19 protein-coding genes are annotated in these 16,835 nt (G+C 64.2%); 2 read left to right on the top strand and 17 right to left on the bottom strand.

Going from position 1 to position 16,835, the window contains the following annotated elements; translation table 11 throughout:
* Nucleotides 1–249: 249 nt before the first annotated feature.
* The 6 genes from AB4Z43_RS21450 to AB4Z43_RS21425 all read right to left on the bottom strand — a co-directional run bounded on the left by AB4Z43_RS21450 (nucleotide 250) and on the right by AB4Z43_RS21425 (nucleotide 5,097).
* On the bottom strand, nucleotides 250–1,029 hold the full coding sequence (locus AB4Z43_RS21450) for a succinate dehydrogenase iron-sulfur subunit (RefSeq protein WP_010912301.1): 780 nt from the start codon (nucleotides 1,027–1,029) through the stop codon (nucleotides 250–252).
* The gene (locus AB4Z43_RS21445) at nucleotides 1,029–1,466 is read right to left on the bottom strand and encodes a DUF3052 family protein (protein WP_441938891.1); all 438 of its coding nucleotides are present in this window, start codon (nucleotides 1,464–1,466) and stop codon (nucleotides 1,029–1,031) included. Before AB4Z43_RS21445 ends, AB4Z43_RS21450 begins: the two co-directional genes overlap by 1 nt.
* A gap of 2 nt (nucleotides 1,467–1,468) precedes the next feature.
* Nucleotides 1,469–3,277, bottom strand: coding sequence for a succinate dehydrogenase flavoprotein subunit (gene sdhA / locus AB4Z43_RS21440; protein WP_171903230.1), 1,809 nt, complete (start codon nucleotides 3,275–3,277; stop codon nucleotides 1,469–1,471).
* 28 nt (nucleotides 3,278–3,305) lie between these two features.
* Nucleotides 3,306–3,704 (bottom strand): succinate dehydrogenase, hydrophobic membrane anchor protein, encoded by a 399-nt coding sequence (gene sdhD / locus AB4Z43_RS21435; RefSeq protein WP_019862008.1) that lies wholly within the window; start codon nucleotides 3,702–3,704, stop codon nucleotides 3,306–3,308.
* A gap of 2 nt (nucleotides 3,705–3,706) precedes the next feature.
* The gene (sdhC, locus tag AB4Z43_RS21430; protein WP_069090498.1) at nucleotides 3,707–4,126 is read right to left on the bottom strand and encodes a succinate dehydrogenase, cytochrome b556 subunit; all 420 of its coding nucleotides are present in this window, start codon (nucleotides 4,124–4,126) and stop codon (nucleotides 3,707–3,709) included.
* 347 nt (nucleotides 4,127–4,473) lie between these two features.
* On the bottom strand, nucleotides 4,474–5,097 hold the full coding sequence (locus AB4Z43_RS21425; protein WP_342215552.1) for a hypothetical protein: 624 nt from the start codon (nucleotides 5,095–5,097) through the stop codon (nucleotides 4,474–4,476).
* Nucleotides 5,098–5,265: 168 nt separating this feature from the next.
* Here AB4Z43_RS21425 and AB4Z43_RS21420 point away from each other — a divergent pair, with 168 nt between their 5' ends.
* Entirely contained in the window at nucleotides 5,266–5,628 is a 363-nt protein-coding gene (locus AB4Z43_RS21420; RefSeq protein ID WP_019862012.1) for a hypothetical protein, read from the top strand.
* 61 nt (nucleotides 5,629–5,689) lie between these two features.
* Here the strand turns inward: AB4Z43_RS21420 and AB4Z43_RS21415 are convergent, their stop codons facing one another.
* The 9 genes from AB4Z43_RS21415 to rplS form a co-directional block, all read right to left on the bottom strand.
* The gene (locus tag AB4Z43_RS21415; protein WP_441938890.1) at nucleotides 5,690–6,901 is read right to left on the bottom strand and encodes a diguanylate cyclase; all 1,212 of its coding nucleotides are present in this window, start codon (nucleotides 6,899–6,901) and stop codon (nucleotides 5,690–5,692) included.
* 73 nt (nucleotides 6,902–6,974) lie between these two features.
* Nucleotides 6,975–8,171: a GGDEF domain-containing protein gene (locus AB4Z43_RS21410; RefSeq protein ID WP_441938889.1), complete on the bottom strand. Its 1,197-nt coding sequence runs from the start codon at nucleotides 8,169–8,171 to the stop codon at nucleotides 6,975–6,977.
* A gap of 165 nt (nucleotides 8,172–8,336) precedes the next feature.
* On the bottom strand, nucleotides 8,337–9,746 hold the full coding sequence (leuC, locus tag AB4Z43_RS21405) for a 3-isopropylmalate dehydratase large subunit (RefSeq protein ID WP_019862016.1): 1,410 nt from the start codon (nucleotides 9,744–9,746) through the stop codon (nucleotides 8,337–8,339).
* Nucleotides 9,747–10,021: 275 nt separating this feature from the next.
* Entirely contained in the window at nucleotides 10,022–10,657 is a 636-nt protein-coding gene (locus AB4Z43_RS21400; protein WP_019862018.1) for a class I SAM-dependent DNA methyltransferase, read from the bottom strand.
* Nucleotides 10,658–10,707: 50 nt separating this feature from the next.
* Complete coding sequence (locus tag AB4Z43_RS21395; protein WP_069090501.1) at nucleotides 10,708–11,517, bottom strand: amino acid ABC transporter permease; 810 nt, start codon at nucleotides 11,515–11,517, stop codon at nucleotides 10,708–10,710.
* A 273-nt stretch (nucleotides 11,518–11,790) separates the two neighbouring features.
* Nucleotides 11,791–12,588 (bottom strand): basic amino acid ABC transporter substrate-binding protein, encoded by a 798-nt coding sequence (locus tag AB4Z43_RS21390; protein WP_019862020.1) that lies wholly within the window; start codon nucleotides 12,586–12,588, stop codon nucleotides 11,791–11,793.
* A 157-nt stretch (nucleotides 12,589–12,745) separates the two neighbouring features.
* A complete protein-coding gene (locus AB4Z43_RS21385) occupies nucleotides 12,746–13,282 on the bottom strand; it encodes a MarR family winged helix-turn-helix transcriptional regulator (RefSeq protein WP_019862021.1) in 537 nt (178 codons plus the stop codon).
* Entirely contained in the window at nucleotides 13,279–13,692 is a 414-nt protein-coding gene (locus tag AB4Z43_RS21380) for an organic hydroperoxide resistance protein (RefSeq protein WP_019862023.1), read from the bottom strand. Before AB4Z43_RS21380 ends, AB4Z43_RS21385 begins: the two co-directional genes overlap by 4 nt.
* Before the next feature lie 157 nt (nucleotides 13,693–13,849).
* Entirely contained in the window at nucleotides 13,850–14,395 is a 546-nt protein-coding gene (rplS, locus tag AB4Z43_RS21375; protein ID WP_019862024.1) for a 50S ribosomal protein L19, read from the bottom strand.
* Nucleotides 14,396–14,721: 326 nt separating this feature from the next.
* Here rplS and AB4Z43_RS21370 point away from each other — a divergent pair, with 326 nt between their 5' ends.
* On the top strand, nucleotides 14,722–15,474 hold the full coding sequence (locus AB4Z43_RS21370) for a sulfite exporter TauE/SafE family protein (protein ID WP_019862026.1): 753 nt from the start codon (nucleotides 14,722–14,724) through the stop codon (nucleotides 15,472–15,474).
* On the opposite strand, the gene trmD is transcribed toward AB4Z43_RS21370, so the two are convergent.
* Together trmD and rimM are read right to left on the bottom strand one after the other, a co-directional pair.
* Nucleotides 15,456–16,154: a tRNA (guanosine(37)-N1)-methyltransferase TrmD gene (gene trmD / locus AB4Z43_RS21365; protein WP_019862027.1), complete on the bottom strand. Its 699-nt coding sequence runs from the start codon at nucleotides 16,152–16,154 to the stop codon at nucleotides 15,456–15,458. The two genes, AB4Z43_RS21370 and trmD, sit on opposite strands and share 19 nt — an antisense overlap.
* Nucleotides 16,151–16,750: a ribosome maturation factor RimM gene (rimM, locus tag AB4Z43_RS21360; RefSeq protein ID WP_038650557.1), complete on the bottom strand. Its 600-nt coding sequence runs from the start codon at nucleotides 16,748–16,750 to the stop codon at nucleotides 16,151–16,153. The genes trmD and rimM overlap by 4 nt, the downstream gene beginning before the upstream one ends.
* Between the last annotated feature and the right edge of the window lie 85 nt (nucleotides 16,751–16,835).

Below are 16,835 nucleotides of genomic sequence, written 5' to 3'. Positions count from 1 at the left end.
GACAGCGTTCGACACAAGAGCCGGGACATCGGCCACACCAACCTCTTCTGCTCAAGTCGCTTGCGCGGTTCGACGGTTGCTTATTTCAATCAGGCAACCGAGCACACGGACTTCGATGCGGAGAGGTCCTGGCGCGACTGCCGCTTTCAGTGGCGAACAGGATTTTTACACCTGGGCTTCGCACAAGATCGAGGCGAGCGCGGAGTGCCGCTATGGCGGCGAGAGAGAAAGCGGCAGGTAATTTCGGCGTCAGACTCGGCGCTCCACCATCATCTTCTTGATCTCGGCGATCGCCTTGGCCGGGTTGAGGCCCTTGGGGCAGGTCTGCGCGCAGTTCATGATGGTGTGGCAGCGATAGAGCCGGAACGGGTCTTCGAGATTGTCGAGCCGCTCGCCCTTGGCTTCGTCACGGCTGTCGATCAGCCAGCGATAGGCCTGCAAGAGGGTTGCCGGGCCGAGATAGCGGTCGCCGTTCCACCAATAGCTCGGGCACGAGGTCGAGCAACAGGCGCACAATATGCATTCGTAGAGCCCGTCGAGCTTCTCGCGGTCCTCATGGCTCTGCAGCCATTCCTTGGCCGGCTGCGGCGACACCGTCTTCAGCCACGGCTCGATCGAGGCGTGCTGGGCGTAGAAATTGGTGAGGTCGGGCACCAGATCCTTCACCACCTGCATATGCGGCAGCGGATAGACTTTGACGGCGCCGGAAATGTCGTCGCAGCCCTTGGTACAGGCCAGCGTGTTGGAGCCGTCGATGTTCATGGCGCAGGAGCCGCAAATGCCTTCGCGGCAGGAGCGGCGCAAGGTCAGCGTCGGGTCGATCTTGTTCTTGATCCACAGCAGCGCGTCGAGCACCATCGGCCCGCAATCGTCCATATCGACGAAATAGGTGTCGATGCGCGGGTTCTCGTCGTCGTCCGGCGACCAGCGGTAGATGCGGTATTCCCGCAGATTGGTGGCGCCTTCCGGCTTCGGCCAGGTCTTGCCCTGCTGGATCTTGGAATTCTTGGGGAGCGTCAGTTCGACCATTACCTCAGGTCCTTTCGGATGACGAGCTTCAGCCCGGACCAGACTTCATTCACGGCGGCGACCTTGACGTCGACAAGGTCGCGCTTCAGCGCTTCGGTGCGGACGACACCGTCGGTGACGTCAGTCGGCACTTTCGATGCCTTCTTCGGCCACGACACCCAGACCATGCCGTCACGCTTGATCGCCGCCTCGACATCGCCGAGGCGATCCTCGATCTCGGCGCGTTGTTTGGTGAAGGCGTGCACGGCGTCGTATCTTTGATGGCTGCCCGAAATGTCGGACCATTCGGCCAGCCGGTCGACCTCGGCGAAATCGACGGCGCCGGCCAGTTCGTCGAGCTCCGGCGGCAGCGCGATGAAGGCGGCAATCATGCCGTCCTTCAGGCCGAGCTTGGCCGGAAGGGGCTTGCTGGAATATCCCGTGCCAGCCAGCGCCATCGTCAGTACACCCTGGCCTTGGGCGCGATCTTGGCGAGGCTGATGCCGCCGTCCTTTTCGGCCAGCAGCGGCTCGGTGTGCACAGGCCGGTAGCTGAGCGTCACCTTGCCGTCTTCGCTCACCCTGGCCAGCGTGTGCTTGCGCCAGGTGGCGTCGTCGCGCGCCGAAAAGTCTTCACGGGCATGCGCGCCGCGGCTCTCCTTGCGCGCCTCGGCGCTGTAGACGGTGGTGATGGCGTTGGCCATCAGGTTTTCCAGCTCCAGCGTCTCGACCAGGTCGGAATTCCAGATCATCGAGCGGTCGAACACTTTGATGTCCTTGAGCTCGCCCCAGATCTGCGAAATGCGCTTGCAGCCTTTCTCCAGCGATTCCTGCGTGCGGAACACGGCGGCGTCTTCCTGCATCGCCTTCTGCATCTTCTCGCGCAGCACGGCCGTCGGCGTCGAGCCATTGGCGTGGCGCAGCCCGTCGAAGCGGTCCATGATCTTCTCGACGGAGGCTTCGTTGGGTGACGGGATCGCCGACTTGCGGTCGATGACCTGGCCGGCGCGGATCGCCGCCGCGCGGCCGAACACCACCAGGTCGATCAGCGAGTTCGAGCCCAGCCGGTTGGCGCCGTGCACCGAGGCGCAGCCGGCCTCGCCGACCGCCATCAGTCCGGGCGACACCTTGTCGGGGCTGCGCGTCGTCGGGTTCAGCACCTCGCCCCAGTAGTTGGTCGGCACGCCGCCCATATTGTAGTGCACTGTCGGCAGCACCGGGATCGGCTCCTTGGTCAGGTCGACGCCGGCGAAGATCTTGGCCGATTCCGAAATACCGGGCAGCCGCTCATGCAGCACGGCCGGATCGAGGTGGTCGAGATGCAGGAAGATGTGGTCCTTGTTCTTGCCGACGCCACGGCCCTCGCGGATCTCCAGCGTCATGCAGCGTGAGACGACGTCGCGCGAGGCAAGGTCCTTGGCGGACGGCGCGTAGCGCTCCATGAAGCGCTCGCCCTCGGAATTGACGAGATAGCCGCCCTCGCCGCGCGCGCCTTCGGTGATCAGGCAGCCGGCGCCGTAGATGCCGGTCGGGTGGAACTGCACGAATTCCATGTCCTGCAGCGGGAAGCCGGCCCGCGACGCCATGCCGCCGCCGTCGCCGGTGCAGGTGTGGGCCGAGGTGGCCGAGAAATAGGCGCGGCCATAGCCGCCGGTCGCCAGCACCACCATCTTGGCCGAGAAGCGGTGGATGGTGCCGTCATCGAGGTTCCAGGCAACGACGCCGGTGCAGGTGCCGTCCGGCTCCATGATCAGGTCGAGCGCGAAATACTCGATGAAGAACTGCGCGTTGTTCTTCAGCGACTGGCCGTAGAGCGTGTGCAGGATGGCGTGGCCGGTGCGGTCGGCGGCGGCGCAGGTGCGCTGCACCGGCGGGCCTTCGCCGTAATTCATCATGTGGCCGCCGAACGGCCGCTGGTAGATCTTGCCCTCTTCGGTGCGCGAGAATGGTACGCCATAGTGTTCGAGCTCGTAGACCGCGGCCGGCGCTTCGCGCACCAGATATTCCATGGCGTCGACATCGCCGAGCCAGTCCGACCCCTTGACGGTGTCGTACATGTGCCACTGCCAGGAATCGGGGCCCATATTGGACAGCGAAGCGGCAATGCCGCCTTGCGCCGCCACCGTGTGCGAGCGCGTCGGGAACACTTTGGTGATGCAGGCGGTGCGCAGGCCCTGTTCGGCCATGCCAAGCGTGGCGCGCAGGCCCGCGCCCCCGGCGCCGACCACCACCACGTCGAATTTGTGGTCGACAAAATTATAGCCTGCCATTTTGGCTGATTTCGCGTCCTTGGCCAACTCAGCCTCCGAATGCCAGCTTGAGCAGGGCGAAGATCGAGGCGACGCCGACCGCTACGGTGAAAAATGTGTTGAGCGCGATCGTCGCCAGCTTCAGGCCTTCGCTGGTGATGTAATCCTCGATGATCACCTGCATGCCGAGCCGCATATGGATGAGCCCGGAGATCAGCACCAGGGCCAGCATCAGCGCCACGAACGGATTGGCGAGCGCCGCGCGCACTTCCGCATAGCCGGCGCCGTTGAGCGCGATCAGGAACCCGACGAAGAACAGCGTCAGCGGGATGTTGGCGATTGCGGTCAGGCGCTGGCGCCAGAAATGACCGGTGCCCTCGCGGGCGGAGCCGAGACCGCGGACTTTCGCCAGCGGCGTGCGCATATCGGTATTGTTCTTGCCGCTCATGATCAGGCTCCTCGCGCCATGTAGCCGGCGGTCCAGATCAGCAAGGTGAGCAGGACCGAGCCGACAAGCGTCGCCCAGGCGATCTTCGAGGCCGTATGCTTTTCCAGCCCGGCGCCCGTATCCCAGACCAGGTGGCGCACGCCGCCCAGCATGTGGTGCATCAGCGCCCAGGTGTAGCCGAACAGGATCAGCCGGCCGAGCCAGGTGCCGAAGGCCCAGTTGACCCAGTCGAAGGTCGCCTGCGAGCTTGCCGCCGCCATCAGCCAGACCGCGACCAGCAGCGTGCCGAAATAAAGCGCCCCGCCGGTGATGCGATGGATGATCGACATCGTCATGGTGATCGGCGGCCGGTAGATCGTCAGGTGCGGCGAAAGCGGCCGTTCTCGTCTGGCGAATTCGCGGGTGGCTGGTGATTTGCTCATGGCTCCCCCAGGTTCGGCGTCTTCGTGCATGTTGCCCAAAAGTGACCTCGGTTTTGGGAGGACGGCATGCACTAAACAAGAATCCGAAGCGCGTCGCATGAATCCGTTTCGGCGCGACGCGCTTTTAGCCTCAGGTGGAAATACGGCATTGCCGCTTCCGGTTGCGACTTCGGACAGCCGGTTTCTAATGCTCTTTTTGCACCGCGTCAAAGCCAGAAAATCGTTTTGGAAACGTCATTTAGTCTGACAAAAAGGCAGGCTCGGGCTTCAATCGATTAGGGGCGGAGGACCCAAAGCCGGCTCGATATCGCTGCAGTGCAGCATAAGCGACTTCCTGGCCGTGCGGCCTAGCGCCTGCAGGTCTGCGGCGTCGAGCCCCTCTTCATCACCAGCGCCTCACGCCCGTCGATCACGATTGCGTTATGCGTGGCGGCTTCCTGGTAGCGGCTGGACTGGTTGGCGGGCGACGCCGCAAACTCTTCGGTCGTGCCATTCGGCTCGATCACACGCAACAACGAGCCGAGATTCTGAATGGTGATCGTGCTGCCATTGCCGCATCCATAGGTTGCCGTACCCACTGTGGATCGCGGCGCGGTGAGATCGGTGGTGATCTTGGTTGCCGGTGCCGGAGGCGCGGATGCCGGGCGAGCCGCGGCTGCGATGGACTGCTGTGCCGGCGCGGGCGGGACGACATTGGCCGCTTTCGGCGCGCCATCCTGCGGCACACAGGCCGCAACGACGGCAAGCAACGGGAAAACGGACACCCAAACCGTCCGGCGTAGCGCCATATGCTGTCCTCCCGCGCGGCAGACTAGCCACGATGTTGCACCAAGATCAAGGTTGCCCCGAGGCTGCCTTTGGGTCCATTCGATGCCGGCCGCGATGGTGCCGCCAAGCATGGCCGAATGATGGCTATCGGGTTTTCCCTCCAGTCGGAAATTAACCATGTTTGACGAGACATCGCCGCGCAACGCGCCGGCCTCTTAACAAAGGTTAAGAAAAGGTTAATTTCTGATTCGAGGAGCCATGCATGTCGCCCAAAAGTGCGTCAGCGGTTTTGGGGCAACGACATGCATCCAGACAAGAAATCAAAAAGCGCGTCTCGACGCGCTTTGGCCTCTAACCATCAGGAAGACGCCATGCGTTCGAACTCAAGCAGATCACGCCTCTCGGCGCTTATGGTAGCGGTTTCGCTCGCCAGCCTGGCGACGCCCACGCTGGCCAATGGGCGCCACCAGGATCGCGTCTACGCCGATTCCTTCGGCAATCTCGTCATCGACAGCGCCGCCGGCTACAAGCGCATCATCGTCGGCGAAGGCAAGCTGGCCAAGAAGCTGGCCGACTACACCAGCGCCGGCCAGCCCAAGGTGATCTACCAGAATGAATCCGACGAGATTTCAGGCTATAGCGATTGCTACCGGCCGCCGGTCTTCGTCAAAGGCCGCAGCTACATGTACGGGCTTTCCGACGGCGAGATGCCGGAACTCAGCCCCTGCCGCTAGAGCGTTTCACCGTTTCACGGAAACGGCGAAGAGGTGGATCAGGATGACGATTCGACCAACGTCATGCTGATCTGGAATTGATGACGATTGCGCTGGACGACCACTCGCCTGCCGGCCCGGCCGAGACACGGACGCAGTCGCGCCCCGCATTCTTCGCCAGGTAGAGCGCCTCGTCGGCGCGCCGCATGAGATCGGCGGTGGTTTCACCGGGATGAAGTTCGGCAACCCCGAAACTCGCCGTGCAGCTGATGTGCGCGGGCAGCCCGTCGATGCGCAGCGCGCCGAACGCGCTGCGCGTGCCCTCGGCGAACAGCCGGGCGGCGGCCAGATTGGTTCCCGGCAGGATGATGGCGAATTCCTCCCCGCCGATGCGGCCCGCGACATGGTGCCCGGCGGCGGCTTCGCGCAGGGAACCGGCAAAGGTCTCGATCACCCGGTCGCCGGAGGCATGGCCGAAATTGTCGTTGATGCTCTTGAAATGATCGAGATCGGCGATGACCAGCGCGACCGGCACGCCTTGCCGCATGGCGCCAAGCACGGCCTGCTCGGCCTGGCGCGTGAAGGCTCCGCGATTGAGCAGTCGCGAAAGCGTATCGGTCTCCGATCTCGACGTCACTTCGGCCAACACATCGCGGACCAGGATGGCCAGCGTCAGCAGCGCCATGGCCAGGGCAAAGACGGTGCCGAGCGATTGCGACACCAGCGCGTAGCTGCTTTGCAGATAGGCCTGCGGATTGGCGCCCCAGCCGCCAAACGCATGCGCGATGAACGGCTTTGAGGCGAACTGCACAGCGCTGGCGGCGAGCACCGCCATCAGGATGCGATCGAGCCGGCCGCGCCTTTGCCTGGACGACCAGACGATGGCCAATCCGACGAATTGCATGACGGCATAGGGGAGCTGGTAGGCCATCATGCGGACCAGCGACTGGCGCGGCAGGTCTTGTACGAAATAGACGACGATGGTAGCGGCGACCAGGAAGAACAGCATCGGCGGCCATGGCGGCGCGACGCCGTATTTGCGGGCCAGTCCGACGTTGAAGGCTATTGTTGCGCCCAGGAAAACCGCGAAGGCAGTGACCACCGGCAGCCGGGCATCGGTGAAGGCGGGAATGCTGAATTCGATCGCCGAGTAGACCATGCCCAGCACATAGCCAGAAGCAAACCAGCGCGCCGGAGCGCGGCCGACATCATGAAACGCGACCGCCATGAAGGATGCTGCCAGCAGGCCGGCAACCGACAGATTGATCAACAGGATGAAGTTCGCGCCGCTCATCTCTTTCGCACCCCGTGTGTCACCTAACACCGACGGGCGAAAAAGACGTTAACGTGTGCTGGGACGTACGGCTTCAGCCGGCCTTGGACGGCTCCGGCACGAACAGGGTTTCGGGCCGTTCGTACGACAGGCGCACGCTGTCGCGGCCGTTTTTCTTGGCCTTGTAGAGCGCCTCGTCGGCACGCCGCATCAACGGCTCCAGCGCTTCCTCGCCGCTGCGGGCCGCCACGCCGAAACTGGCGGTGACCTTGGTGCCGGCGGGAAGCCCGTCGACGCCGCCTGCCGAGTAGAGCGTGCGCACAGCCTCGGCGAACAGCCGCGCGGCGGCGAGATCGCTGAGCGGCAGAAGCACGGCGAATTCCTCGCCGCCGATGCGCCCGGCAGCGCCGCGCGCGCCGGTGGCCGACCGGAGCTTGGCGGCGAAATCGGCGATCACCCGATCGCCGGCGGCATGCCCGTGCACATCGTTGAGCGCCTTGAAATGATCGAGGTCGGCCAGCACCAGCGCCACCGGGAACCTGGCCATTGCGCAGTGTCGCAGAAGCTGGGCCGCGCGCTCCTCGAAGCCGCGCCGGTTGAGCAGGCCCGAAAGCGGATCGGTATGCGTCTCGGCCTTCAGCGCCTTCATCACGTCGAGGGCCGCGGCGGTGAACAGGCAAAGCGCGATCAGCAGCGACAGCAGCGCATGCGACAGCAGCGCCGTCGTCCAGTAGGACGAGTTGTAGAATCCGTCATAGCTGGTGAACGGCCCGTGCGCGATGACGACGACGAGGGTTCGCACGAAGAAGTTGAGGCCCGACAGCAGCGACAGCACGAACAGGATCTTCTCGGTCGGGCCATTGTTGCGCACCGGCCGGAGTTCGGCGGCGACCAGAAGACTGAGGCCGCCGAAGGCGAAATTCATCGCCAGGATACGCCAGGTGAGATCAGGCGCGACGAAGTGGAACCAGCAGAACGAGGCCAGCCCACCACCGGCCAGCACGCCGATCGCCACATAGGGCACCTTGCGGCCATAACGGGCGACGATGGCGCTCGACAGGCAGCAGCCGGCGATGGCGAAGCAGATGTTGGACACCAGCTTGGTCAGCACCATGCCGATGGGCAAGGTGAAATACTGGAACAGAAAGCCGGGCGCCGAAACACAATAGCTGAGCGCCAGCACGGCCAGATAGGGCCGGTGACGCTGATAGGCCCATAGCACGAGGAAGGCCGCGCCGAGGGCCAGCGCGATCGTCGGATTGAGCAGCGCTATCAACAGCCCGGTGTCCAAAGGACGGTGACTTCCTCTCGCGTGACGTGAGGGAAGACCATAGGGCGCAAGCCCAAACAAGCGGTTAAGCCCGGACGAATATGCGGACCGCGCGAATGAAAAAAGACCCCGGAACCGCATTGCGGTTCCGGGGTCCGGCAATCATCGGAATGTGTGGACCGGAGGTTATTTCCAGTCGCGGATGTCGACGAAGTGGCCGGCGATCGCCGCCGCCGCCGCCATGGCCGGCGACACCAGATGGGTGCGGCCCTTGAAGCCTTGCCTTCCCTCGAAATTGCGGTTCGAGGTCGAGGCGCAGCGTTCATGCGGCTTCAGCCGGTCGTCGTTCATGGCAAGGCACATCGAGCAACCCGGCTCGCGCCAGTCGAAACCGGCGGCGCGGAAGATCTTGTCCAGACCCTCGGCTTCCGCCTGTTCCTTGACCAGGCCGGAGCCCGGCACGATCATGGCGTTGACGCGTGGATTGACGGTCTTGCCCTCGATTACCTTGGCGGCGGCGCGCAGATCCTCGATGCGGCCATTGGTGCAGGAACCGATGAAGACGCGGTCAAGCGCGATGTCGGTGATCTTGGTGCCCGGCGTCAGGCCCATATAGTCGAGCGCCCGCTGCTTGGAGGTGCGCTTGTTCTCGTCGGCGATATCGTCCGGGTTCGGCACGATGCCTTGCACGGAAACGACATCCTCGGGCGAGGAGCCCCAGGAGACGATCGGCGGCAGCTTGGCCGCGTCGAGCACGATCACCTTGTCGAAATGCGCGCCTTCGTCGGACTGCAGCGTCTTCCAGTAGGCGAGCGCGGCGTCCCAGGCCGCGCCCTTCGGCGCACGCGGCTTGTCCTTGACATAGGCGAAGGTCGTCTCGTCGGCAGCGATCAGGCCGGCGCGCGCGCCGCCCTCGATCGACATGTTGCAGATCGTCATGCGGCCTTCCATCGACAGCGAGCGGATCGCCTCGCCGGCATATTCGATGACATAGCCGGTGCCGCCGGCGGTGCCGATCTCGCCGATGATGGCGAGGATGATGTCCTTGGCGGTAACGCCTTCCGGCAGCTGGCCGTCGACGCGCACCAGCATGTTCTTGGCCTTGCGCTGGATCAGCGTCTGCGTCGCCAGCACATGCTCGACTTCCGACGTGCCGATGCCGTGCGCCAGAGCGCCGAACGCGCCATGCGTCGAGGTATGGCTGTCGCCGCAGACGATGGTCATGCCGGGCAAGGTAAAGCCCTGCTCCGGGCCGATGATGTGGACGATGCCCTGGCGGATATCGTTCTCGGAATAATATTCGACGCCAAAGTCCTTGGCGTTCTTGGCCAGCGCCTCGACCTGGATGCGGCTTTCCTCGTTCTTGATGCCGAACTTGCGCTCGGGCGAGGTCGAGACATTGTGATCGACCACGGCCAGCGTCTTTTCCGGATGCCGGACTTTTCTGCCGCTCAGGCGCAGGCCTTCGAAGGCCTGCGGGCTGGTCACTTCATGGACGAGGTGCCGGTCGATATAGAGCAGGCAGGTGCCGTCGTCCTGGCGGTCGACGACGTGGTCGTCGAAAATCTTGTCGTAGAGGGTGCGCGGTGCGCTCATGTGCGTAAATCCGTCGATATGAGAATGGGAAGAGTGTAACGCCGCAAGCCTTGGCCCGGCGAAAGCAGTCTAGCTAAGTCGGCTGGTCAGGGCGCCGCAGACGCGCGCGGAGAAGCGCGACGGCAGGCGTTTTCTGTCCTGCAGCACGAACCCCTTGTAGGCCGGATCGCCAAAAAGCTCTTCCATGGCGTGGCTCATACCAATGTTTTGGCTCTTCGGCAATTGCGGCGTGGCGGTGCGACTTTCCCTACCCCCTCTGGGGGAGGTGGCACCACTCACATCACCTCGAAGACAAACGTCTTCACCAGCGCATCGGGCTCGGCGATGGCATAGCAACGGAACCATGGGCTTTGCTCGACCAGCCGCCATTTCTTCGCCTGCGTGAGTTCATCGAACACCGCCTGAAAACCGCCGCTCTCGAACACCTGGTCGCGCACGGTGAAGATGGCGTGGCCGCCCTTCTTGGTGATGCGCACCAATTCGTGCAGGCCCGATGCCGGCGCGTGGCTGATGGTGAACACGCCGGTGGAGAAGAAGGCGCGGAAATGCCCGTCCGGCCAGGGCAGCGGTCCGCCCAGCATCGCCTGTTTCAGCTCGCCATAGGCGTTGCGGCTGCCGGCGATCTTGAGCATGTCGTCCGAGAGATCCAGCCCGGCAATGTCGCCATAGCCCAGCGCCTTCAGCGACGGCCCCGACAGGCCGGTGCCGCAGCCGGCGTCGAGCAGCGGCCCTTCGCCAGCCGGAACATGGCGTGCCACCCAGGCGGTGATGAGGAACGGCAGGAGATAGCCGAGCGAGGCGGTCTCGCTGTCATAGGTCGCGGCCCAGGCGGCATAGGCCTGCGCCAGCGTTTCAGGCGTGTCGGCGCCATAGACGGAATCCAGCGCCGCATTGGCCTTGTCGGCAATCATGAGACCTCCCTCGATGTCGACAGGATCGTAACCCTGTCTCGGCCCAAAGACTATTCCTCGTGCTGGCGGTGCAGGCGCCGCTCCAGCGCCCTGAGCGCCAGCGACAGGCCAACGGTGAGGATGAGATAGATATAGGCCACGATCGAATAGGTCTCGAAGAAGCGGAACGAGCCGGCGGCATAGATCTTGCCCATCTGGGTGATGTCGGCGACGCCGAGCACCGATACCAGCGAGGAATCCTTGACCAAAGCGACGAAATCATTGCCGAGCGGCGGCAAGATGGTGCGGATCGCCTGCGGAAAGACGATCAGCCGGAAGCGTTGCGCACGGCTCAGCCCAAGCGCCTTGGCCGCCTCGATCTGGCCCTTCTCGACTGCCTGGATGCCGGCGCGGAAGACCTCCGAGATGAAGGCGGAGTAGCCGATGGTCAGCGCCATGATGGCGCGCCACAACAGCGACACGTCGCGCACCAAGAGCTCACCGAGATAGCCGGCACTTTGCAGCGGCGCGGTCAACGCGTTCCAGGCCGCGACGAAGGCCGGCGCGCCAGCAAAGGCGATCCAGAACAACAGCACCAGGATCGGCACGCCGCGGATGATCTCGACATAGAAGCGCGCGATCTGGCGAAGCCAGGACGAGCCCGACAAGCCCATCAGGGCAACCCCGAGACCGATGATCGACGCCATGGCGAAGGCGATGACGGTCACAAAGACGGTGATAGCGATACCCTTGGCGACCGTGGCGAAGACCTGGGCATAGAGATCGCTGGCCGCGATGAACAGGGCCGCCGCCAGTGCAAGCACGGCGGCGGCGGCAAGCCACCAGGGGAATTCGGACTTGGCGGAAGAGGACGGTACCATTCAGGCGAGCGTGGCAGCGCAAGGATTGTCGGAGGATCGCGGCAAGCCACCCCCCTCTGCCCTGCCGGGCATCTCCCCCTCAGGGGGGAGATTGGATTTGGATATTGTCTCGACTTTCGCCAATCCCCGACGTCGTAAAACTGCTGCCGGCGCTGAAGCTGCTGATCTCCCCCCTTTGAGGGGGAGATGTCCGGCAGGACAGAGAGGGGTGCCCTGGCGCAGGGTCAGCGCGATTTGCGGCGCACCATCGTCAGCAAGCACGCGCGCCAACGACTACTGCCCCATCTTGTAGTCGAGAAACCACTTCTTGTTCAGCGCATCGAGCGTGCCGTCCGCCTTCAACGCCGCGATCGCGGCGTTGACCGGCTTCACCAGGTCCGATCCCTTCGGGAAGATGAAGCCAAAGTCCTCGGTGCCGAGCGGGCCGCCGATCAGCTTGAGCTTGCCTTCGGAAGCATCGACATAGCCCTTGCCGGCGGTGCCGTCGGTCAGCACGACATCGACGTCGCCCGATTTCAGCGCCTGCACCGTGGCGCCAAAAGTCTCGAACAGTTTGATGCGCGGGTTCTGCTCATTGCCGTCGAGCACACTGTAGACGGCGGTGTAGAAGGGCGTGGTGCCGGGTTGCGCACCGATCAGCCCGTCCTTGAAAGCGCCGAAGGTCTTGGCGTCGGTGAAGCGGCTTTCATCGCCGCGCACCAGCATGAACTGCTCCGAGCGCATATAGGGATCGGAGAAGTCGACCTTCTCCTTGCGGTCATCCTTGATGGTGATGCCGGTCATGCCGATGTTGTACTGCTTGTCGGAAACCGCCTGGATCATCGCGTCCCAGGAGGTGTTCTGGTACTCGACCTTGAAATTGAGCCGCTTGGCGATTTCGTTCATCGCGTCATATTCCCAGCCGATCTGCTTGCCCGTCTTGGGATCGATGAACTGCAGCGGCGGATAGGCGTTTTCGGTCACCACCACCACTTGTCTGCCGCCGAGATCGGGCAGCGCCTGCGCGAAGGCGGCAACAGGCGCCAGCACGAGGGCCAGCAGGCCGGACAGCAGCAGTTTCGATTTGGTCATGACACACTCCCGGAAAATTGAAGGCGCCCGGATGGGCTTACAGGAAATCCGGGCCGACTTTAGCTTTCCGCTTGCGTCATGCAAGACGGACCGCTGCTTCAGCGCGCGCGAAAAGGGATTCGGATGCCCTCAATTCAGGGATTTCGGGATAATCTGGCTATCTCGAACCGGAAACCAGCGCCTCCGCATCCGCCGAGGCGTCTTCCACCACGGCGTTGCGCAAGTCGGCAACGAGATGGGTGAGCGTCGCGTGCAGCGCTTTTGCTTCACCAGGTTGGAGCGGCACGCTGCAGGCAAGCGCCGCGGACACATCCTGCGCTCGCGCACTCAGAGCCTGGCCCTTGGCCGTCGGCTCGACCAGCACGCGGCGCTCATCGGCGGCATCGCGCCGGCGGGTGACGAGCCCGCCCGCCTCCATCCGCTTGAGCAGCGGCGTCAGCGTCGCGGAATCGAGGCCCAGCGCCTCGCCAAGCGCGCCCACAGTGCTCGGCGCGTGCTCCCATAGCGCCAGCATGACCAGATATTGCGGATAAGTCAGCCCGAGCGGATCGAGCAACGGCCGATAGAGCTTGGTCATCAGCCCGCTCGCCGAATAGAGCGCGAAGCAGAGTTGCTGATCGAGTCGCGGAACCCCCACTGTCCCGGCGGCCGCCGCCGGGACGTCTCTGGGGCTCTTTATGGTCTTTCCCGTCATGCCGCCTTTACCGAAAGCGCCACCTCGACATTGCCCCGGATGGCGTTCGAATAGGGGCAGATATTATGCGCTTCCGATACAAGCGCTTCCGCGGCCGCCTGATCAAGGCCTTTCGTCTGCGCCGCGAGCGCGACACCGAGCTTGAAGCCCTCGCCATTGGGAAGCAGGCTGACGGTGGAGGTTACCCCGGCATCCGTGAGCGGCAGCTTCTGTTTGCGCGCGATGAAGCGGATGGCGCTTTCGAAGCAGGCGGCGTAGCCGACGGCGAAAAGCTGCTCGGGATTGGTCGCGCCACCCGGCCCGCCGAGTTCCTTGGGCATCGCCAGATCGACCTTGAGCAGGCCGTCGCTGGTCTCACCATGGCCGGCGCGGCCGCCGGTGACGTGAGCCTGTGTGGTGTAGAGTGCCATTTCAAATCTCCAATTATCTTGTGCACGATTATTTAGTACACAAGATAATATGCCGTCAACAGCCTGATCCTGTTTCGAGGGCCGGAAGCGCTCACAGTCTGGTGAAACGAAAAAAGGCGGCCGAAGCCGCCTTTTTTGAATGGGATTTCCGAAAGCCTTATTCGGCCGGGGTCGCCTCGGCGGCCTTGGCTGCCTCAGCCTCGGCGGCGGCCTTCTTCTCGGCGGCTTCCTTGGCGGCCGTCTCGGCGGCCAGCGCCTGGGCGGCGGCGACCTTCTCGGCCTCGATGCGGGCCTTCTCAGCGTTCAGCGCGTCGCGCTCCTCATCGTTGAGCTTGCGGGCGCGGACGCCGGTGTTTTCCGAGATACGGGCCGACTTGCCGCGACGGTCGCGCAGGTAATAGAGCTTGGCGCGACGCACCTTGCCGCGGCGAACGATCTCGACGCCCTCGACCATCGGCGAGAAGACCGGGAAAACGCGCTCGACGCCTTCGCCATAGGAGATCTTGCGGACGGTGAAATTTTCCTGGAAGCCGGAACCGGCGCGGGCGATGACGACGCCTTCATAGGCCTGGACGCGGGTGCGGGTGCCTTCGGTCACGCGGACCTGGACGCGCACGGTGTCGCCGGGCTGGAATTCGGGGAGCTTGCGCTTGGCTTCGATCTTGGCGGCCTGCTCGGCCTCGAGCTGACGGATGAGATCCATCTCAATAGTCCACTTCTTGTTCTTCCGACAGTCAGAGCGTCCGACACTCGCCTTGCAGTTCCATTGACCGCTCGGCTATGTCCTTTGCCTCCGAGACATTCGTCTGCAAGACATCGGACAGGGGCGACTACACCGTCATTGTTGACGGGTCCGGCAGATTCTTCTTCCGGTTCGGCGGCGACATACAGCTATTTCGGCGCTTTGTCACGCCCGCGCACGAGTCTTTTTTGCCGGCATGGCACCATCGTAATCGCTTCGTGCCGGGTTGCGCCGGCCCTCAGGCCTTTCTAAGCCTGACATAACAGAGTTTTCCGCGGCGGCATTCCATGTCTGTCTTCGACGCCATCCTGCTGTTCCTGGCGGGCTTCCTGTCCGGCACCGCCAATGCGGTCGCCGGCGGCGGCACCTTCATCACCTTCGGCGCCATGACACTGGTCGGCGTGCCGCCGATCGTCGCCAACGCCACCTCCTCGGTCACGCAGTTCCCGGGCTACATCACCTCGACGCTCGCCTACTGGACCGATATCAGGCACTTCTGGCGCGGTGCCCTGGTGCTTTGCCTGATCTCGGCGGCCGGTGCGCTGGCCGGCGCCTTCATCCTTCTGGCACTGTCCAACCCTTCCTTCCGCGTCATGGTGCCGTGGTTGCTCTTGGGCGCAACCGCCCTGTTTGCCGCCGGGCCGTGGCTGAAGCCAACACCAAAACCCGGCCATGAGGCGGCGGTCGGCTCGCTCGCCGGTTCGCTGGCGCAGTTCGTCACCGCCATCTATGGCGGCTTCTTCGGCGCCGGCATGGGCGTGATGATGCTGGCGACGCTCGGCCTGACGCAGGCCGGCGACTACCACCGGCTGAACGCGCTGAAGAACATGCTGGCCGTGGTCGTTGCCGCGGTGGCGATCATCGTCTTCGTCTCGGGTGGCGTCGTTGCCTGGCCGCAGGCGATCGTCATGATCCCGGGCGGTGCGCTCGGCGGCTATGCCGGCGTGTGGATCGCCAAGCGCGTGCCGCAGAACGTGGTGCGCGGCATCGTCGTCGCCGTCGGCCTGTTTCTGGCGTTTTATTATTTTACCAAGGGGTGAGCGCCGAGAAGGTCCGGCCGCCTCTCGCTGGTCAGCCGCTCGGACTCCGCCCGCCGCCATGCAGCGATCTTCTTGTGATTGCCGGAGATCAGCACTTCGGGAATCGCGCGCCCCTCGAACTCCTGCGGCCTTGTGTAGTGCGGATGTTCGAGCAGGCCGTTTTCAAAACTCTCTTCCTCGCCGGACACCGCATTGCCCATCACGCCGGGCAGCAGCCGCACCACCGCGTCGAGCAGCACGAGCGTCGCCGGCTCGCCGCCGGAGAGGATAAAATCGCCGATCGACACCTCTTCCAGGCCGCGCGCGTCGATCAGCCGCTGGTCGACGCCCTCGAAGCGGCCGCACAGGATGACGGCGCCCGGCCCGGCGGCAAGCTCGCGCACCCGCGCCTGGGTCAGCGGTTTGCCGCGCGGGCTCATCAAAAGGCGCGGACGCGCATCGCCCGGCGGCGAGGCATGGTCGATCGCCTTGGCCAAGACATCGGCGCGCATCACCATGCCGGCGCCACCCCCGGCCGGCGTGTCGTCGACGGTGCGGTGCTTGTCGGTGGCGAAGTCGCGGATCTGGATCGCCTCCAGCGACCAGGTGCCGGCCTCGAGCGCGCGGCCCGCCAGCGACAGGCCAAGCGCGCCCGGGAACATCTCGGGGTAGAGCGTCAGCACCGAGGCCTTGAATGTCACCGGTTGCCCCCGGCGTCGCGCGGTCCGCGCGGCCTGCCCTTCGGGTCGAAGTCTTCCTCGCGCGGCGCATCGTCATCCTCGTCCTCGACCAGCCCGGCCGCCACCGGGTCGACGCGGACAAAGCCCTCGGCGATCGACACATCAGGCACGGCGGCCTGGGTGAATGGGATCAGCACGCCCTTGCGGCCGGCGAGCGTCACGTCGAGAATGTCGCCGCCGCCGAAATTATGCACGGCAACCACCTTGCCAAGCGCAGTGCCGGTGTCGTCGCGAACCTCCAGTCCAACCAGGTCGGCATGGTAGAATTCATCCTCCTCGCCATCGTCCGGCAGCACAGAGCGGTCGACGAAAAGCTCCGTACCGGCGAGCGCTTCGGCGGCATTGCGGTCGCTGATGCCCTTGAAACGCACCACGACGACGGTGTTGGCCGGCCTTATGTCTGTGATCTGGAAGGCGCGGCCGTCCCTGGCATAGAGCGGCCCATAATCGGCCAGCGCCATCGGATCGCCGGTGAAGGTCTTCACCCTGAGTTCGCCCTTGATGCCATGGGCGGCGCCGATCACGGCCATCTGGACAGGGTTTTGCGGCTTGCTCATCGCGAATATCCTTTGGCCTGCTCTAACCCCACGCGGCTGTCATTTCAATGACGGGCTCTTCACCGCTTCCTAACCCGGATGCAGG

Origin of the sequence: Mesorhizobium sp. 2RAF45 (genome assembly GCF_052115225.1) — a bacterium.
Taxonomy (GTDB): Bacteria; Pseudomonadota; Alphaproteobacteria; order Rhizobiales; family Rhizobiaceae; genus Mesorhizobium; species Mesorhizobium jarvisii.
The sequence above is the reverse complement of the archived record's forward strand: the minus strand, read 5'-3'. Positions and strand labels throughout refer to the sequence as shown.